Here is a 3704-nt window from a genome sequence, read left to right on the forward strand (position 1 = left end):
AGAATCGGGATCGTGGGGTCAATTCGTTTGGAGTGCTTCTTGTGAGCGGCCTGCCGTGTCACCCCAAGCGCGTCAGCAATGTCCTGCCAATTCATACCCGAACGCAGCGCTGCCTCGACTTGCCGAAGCTCTAAGGTGTCCGCGAGCACGCGCAACGACGACACTGCCCGCAGTCCCGCTTTCGGGTCGCTGGTGTCGGCTGCCACTGACGCGATTTGGGAAGACTCCATACTGTCAACCTACGTTGCTGTACATCCTTCTGTCAACCAAAGTTGCTGCAATGCCACCGCTTACACATGTCTAGCTCCACTGCCCCGTCGACCGTTTCCTTCCGGTCGCGACGGGGCCGTGCAGGCGAGTACTGAAATTTGTGCAGACGACTTCTGAAATGGACCGATGGGCGAAGGTCGGTATCTTAAAAAGAATGATGCCTCGCGCGATGTCTCATAACGCATGGGTTTCGAGGCACTTAGGTTATGAGACACTTCGGAGCCATTTTGCTCCATCCGAGCGGCAACTAGGCAAGAAATGAGAATTTGCTATTCAGAACCGTGGAAAAGAAAACTCGACAGCCTGGATCACCGGCTGCAAGTGCCCGCAAGGGGAACCTCCTGCGGTTCACTATTCGCGGAGCTGCAATGAAGATGAAGGATGCTGGTTGTGACCGCGCTGGCCATCCACAGTTGCACGGGGGCTGCTAGGTTATTGCCATGAAGGCAGAAACCGTCACAGTTGGCATCCCTGTTCGTGATCTCAAACGCGCAATCGGGTGGTATCAATCGGCATTCGAACTGGGTGAACCCGATCAGGCTCCTATGGATGGCCTCGCAGAATTCAATCTCGGAGCGTTTTGGCTGCAGCTCGCATTGGCCCCTGAACTCGCAGGCCGTGAGGGTATCTCCGTGAACATCAGCATCGAAAACGCTTCTGCCGAGCAGCAGAGGTTGTCAGATAAGGGTCTTATTGTCAGCGAACTGCAACGCTTCGAGGGGGTTGTGGAGTTCTTCGAGCTCACTGACCTGGACGGTAACAAGATCGGGTTTGTCACCGAATTAGGCTGAAGCGCTAACCCCTTAAGGGGAACCCTCCACGGGCGCTGATGGGACACCGTGGATCAGAAAACCCACCACACAGTGTTCAGATCATATTGAGTGTGCCAAGTTTAGTTGCCGGAATATCAGTCGATCTTCGATCTATCTCCGAACAGTGGCAACGCGACCCCGGTCCACCGTGTTCTCTCCAGGCGGGGACAGTGACCGACCCGTCCGCGGGAGTATGGTGGCGGTGAATTTCAAGTGGCCTGGTCAACCTATATTCGGACGAGACTTATAGTGGAGGATGCGACTGACCCGAAGCCGTGACCGGCCACCCCTTGAGCAATGGTTGTCCGTCGTCCTGATTTCCCTTCTGTCAGCAGGGCTCTGGTTCGGCTGGTTCGGCTGGGATGCCGAGTACCAGTACGACACAGCCACTGGCGAAATGACTGGACCATACGAGATATGGCAGGGAGTGGCGGCGTTTCTGTGCGGCGTCGTGGTGGTAGGGCTCGCCTACCGGCTCTTACATTTTGTCGTTGCCCTGCTGGTAATTCCTGCTTCCTTCACGCTTGCATGGGTGGGCACTGCCTCCGCCATGGATTCGAGCGGCCTGTGGGTTGTCGGAGCGATACTTGTAGCCCTCGGTACTACTCTCGGTACAGCCGTCATGCTTGGCATCGCCGCCGCAGTCGAGGCCATAGGAAAAAGGCAAAGAACTTCCGTTATCACGAGTGAGTGACACTTGGCGTGTCCAGTAGTTCAGGGTAAATCGCCGAAACGTAAACAGTACCCAGACCGATGGCCCTGCAGGACTGGGCGATTTGGGCAATGAAAGGCAGAAAAAACCGGCTCTAATGACTCTTCCGTGAACATGTGGACGTTAAAGCTCGCGGATTGCGCCCATGGAAGAGTCACAAGACGCCTTAATTGCGGTGGTTTCAGTTCAGCTTATGGGGGGCGAGTCCTCGCAGTTTGGAATGATCGGTTCGGTGCCCCGCACAGGAACCTCCTGTGGGACATTCGCAGAGGTTCCCGCATTGTGAACTGCAGGATCTCCTGCAACGCGTGGAGGTGCGACGCCGACGAGCAGAGCGGTCGGGGCTTCAATCGACTACCTCTCGATGCCCACCGGGTGGGGCTCTGCCAACGCAATGAGCTCCGCAACATCGTTCACAAATGCCGTACGCGAGGGGGCGGTTAGGACGGTTGCGTGAACTGCGCTTCGAACTCTGCGCTCGGTGGGATCGGGGTGATGACATCAACTAATACTCCGTTGGGGTCTGCGGTAATGAAATGTCTCTGGCCAAAGTCCTCATCGCGTAGTGGCGTGATTATCGGCAGGCCTGCGGCAATGAACTTGGCGTATGTCGCATCGACGTCATCAACCTCAAAGTTGAGCAGTATGCCGGAAGCAGTTCCTCGGTGCGACTCGGGCACGGTCTCGTGCTGGCCATCCAAGACGGCTAAGGCGTGTTCCTCACGGTGCAGGTGGATATACCAGTCGCTTGAAAACAGCTGTTTAAAGCCGAAATGTTGCTGGTAGAAGGCAGCGGTGGCAGCCACATTTTCGGTCATGATTACGGGATAGGAGCTCGAAATGATTTGCATGCAAGAAAACTAACATACAGACTGTATGTATGCAAAAGGTTCAAGTCCAGACAAACGCTCAGCGCAGCGCTCAGACCAGACGGGCGCTGCTTGTCGCAGCACGGTCGCTTTTCATTGAGAAAGGGTTCGCCTCCACATCCACGCCAGAGCTGGTTGAGCGAGCGGGGCTGACCCGTGGCGCGCTATATCACCACTTCAGGGATAAGAGCGAAGTCCTGCAAGCAGTGCTCGAGGAGGAGGCCCGCCAGGTCGCAGAGGAGATAGAGAATGCTGCGCCGGCCAACGCCAGCCCTGTCGATGCCTTACGAGAGGGCAGCGTCGCCTACCTCAAGGCAATGGCAGTTCCGGGGCGTACTCGCCTCCTACTTATCGAAGGCCCGGCGGCTCTCGGTACGGTCAAGATGGAAGCAATAGATGAGGGCCATGCCGCCGCATCACTACGGGAAGGCCTCGAAGACGCAATGCCCGGACACGATGTCTCTGCCCTAACGAACCTGCTGTCGGCATCATTTGATCGGGCAGCACTGGATATTGATGGCGGTGGCGACAAAGATACGATCCAGGCAGCGATGCTTTTCCTTATTGACCGGGTTGTGACTCCTAATGGGTCTCGGCACGAAGGGTCTCAGTGACTAGACATCCTGGAAAGCCCTGCTAAAGGCTGTGTGCCAATTATTGAAGGCGAGTTCACCGTCCGAAGTCCTCAGTGCAGGGCTTGAGCGCCTGTAGGGGGAACGGTCAACGGGGCAGTGGAGCTAGACATGTGTAAGCGGTGGCATTGCAGCAACTTTGGTTGACAGAAGCATGTACAGCAACGTAGGTTGACAGTATGGAGTCTTCACAGATCGCTTCCGTGGCAGCCGACACCAGCGACCCGAAGGCGGGGCTGCGGGCAGTGTCGTCGTTGCGCGTGCTCGCGGACACCTTAGAGCTGCGGCAAGTCGAGGCAGCGCTGCGTTCGGGTATGAATTGGCAGGACATCGCTGACGCGCTTGGGGTGACACGGCAGGCCGCTCACAAGAAGCACTCCAAACGAATTGACCCCACGATCCCGATTCT

The 3704-nt window shown here is 56.7% G+C and carries 6 protein-coding genes; 4 read left to right on the forward strand and 2 right to left on the reverse strand.

All coding sequences use genetic code 11. The features are described 5' to 3' along the window. Window positions 1-230 (reverse strand): hypothetical protein (locus CXQ93_RS20000; RefSeq protein WP_104112153.1); only part of this gene is annotated, 230 nt, incomplete at its 3' end. A gap of 480 nt (window positions 231-710) precedes the next feature. Here CXQ93_RS20000 and CXQ93_RS20005 point away from each other — a divergent pair. Both CXQ93_RS20005 and CXQ93_RS20010 read left to right on the forward strand, forming a co-directional pair. Further along, window positions 711-1061 (forward strand): VOC family protein, encoded by a 351-nt coding sequence (locus tag CXQ93_RS20005; protein ID WP_104112154.1) that lies wholly within the window; start codon window positions 711-713, stop codon window positions 1059-1061. A gap of 277 nt (window positions 1062-1338) precedes the next feature. Continuing rightward, window positions 1339-1776, forward strand: coding sequence for a hypothetical protein (locus CXQ93_RS20010; protein WP_181036248.1), 438 nt, complete (start codon window positions 1339-1341; stop codon window positions 1774-1776). Window positions 1777-2234: 458 nt separating this feature from the next. Here CXQ93_RS20010 and CXQ93_RS20015 read toward each other — a convergent pair whose 3' ends face one another. Next, a complete protein-coding gene (locus tag CXQ93_RS20015; protein ID WP_104112155.1) occupies window positions 2235-2645 on the reverse strand; it encodes a VOC family protein in 411 nt (136 codons plus the stop codon). A gap of 29 nt (window positions 2646-2674) precedes the next feature. On the opposite strand from CXQ93_RS20015, the gene CXQ93_RS20020 reads away from it, so the two are divergent. Continuing rightward, on the forward strand, window positions 2675-3277 hold the full coding sequence (locus tag CXQ93_RS20020) for a TetR/AcrR family transcriptional regulator (protein WP_104112156.1): 603 nt from the start codon (window positions 2675-2677) through the stop codon (window positions 3275-3277). Window positions 3278-3474: 197 nt separating this feature from the next. Then, a partial coding sequence (locus CXQ93_RS20025; RefSeq protein ID WP_104112153.1) for a hypothetical protein occupies window positions 3475-3704 on the forward strand: 230 nt, incomplete at its 3' end.

Origin of the sequence: Arthrobacter sp. N199823 (assembly GCF_002929705.1) — a bacterium.
In the GTDB taxonomy this organism is placed as follows: Bacteria; Actinomycetota; Actinomycetes; order Actinomycetales; family Micrococcaceae; genus Specibacter.

What these genes read in the sequence shown, in the direction of transcription:
- CXQ93_RS20005 (WP_104112154.1), top strand. Translation starts at nt 711, where the DNA reads ATGAAGGCAGAAACCGTCACAGTTGGCATCCCTGTTCGTGATCTCAAA.
- CXQ93_RS20020 (WP_104112156.1), top strand. Translation starts at nt 2,675, where the DNA reads ATGCAAAAGGTTCAAGTCCAGACAAACGCTCAGCGCAGCGCTCAGACC.
- CXQ93_RS20015 (WP_104112155.1), bottom strand. Translation starts at nt 2,645, where the DNA reads ATGCAAATCATTTCGAGCTCCTATCCCGTAATCATGACCGAAAATGTG.
- CXQ93_RS20010 (WP_181036248.1), top strand. Translation starts at nt 1,339, where the DNA reads ATGCGACTGACCCGAAGCCGTGACCGGCCACCCCTTGAGCAATGGTTG.